Below are 528 nucleotides of genomic sequence, written 5' to 3' on the forward strand. Positions count from 1 at the left end.
GAGTACTATTTAACTCTTTTGAAGATTTAAGCCAAAAGCACACGCCTTATGGTAGTTAGACTTTTGCCTATAGTAAATATGATGTACACTGAGCAGGTAATTTCTTTTTAACTTGCTTTCGATTTGATCTTAGCGCGTTTACTAAAACTAAATTCTCATAACAGGAGTTTTTCATGGCTCAACTTGATCCAAAAAATATTAATAAAATCGTATTGGCATACTCAGGTGGTCTTGATACCTCAATCATCGCTAAATGGCTGCAAGAAACCTATGATGCGGAAGTGATCACCTTTACCGCTGATATCGGTCAAGGCGAAGAAGTTGAGCCAGCAAGAGCCAAAGCTCAAGCAATGGGTATCAAGCACATCCATATCGAAGATTTGCGCGAAGAGTTTGCCCGTGATTACGTATTCCCTATGTTCCGTGCCAATGCTATTTATGAAGGTGAGTATTTACTCGGTACGTCTATCGCCCGTCCACTAATCGCTAAGCGTTTGGTTGAGATTGCCAAAGAACACAATGCCGATG

At 40.5% G+C, this 528-nt stretch carries 1 protein-coding gene; it reads left to right on the forward strand.

Features of this window, described 5'->3' with window-relative positions:
- Positions 1 to 173 precede the first annotated feature (173 nt).
- Positions 174 to 528 (forward strand): DUF7411 family protein (locus ACS8FC_RS20690; RefSeq protein ID WP_439298164.1); only part of this gene is annotated, 355 nt, incomplete at its 3' end.

It is taken from the genome of Psychrobacter sp. 1Y4, assembly GCF_051847555.1.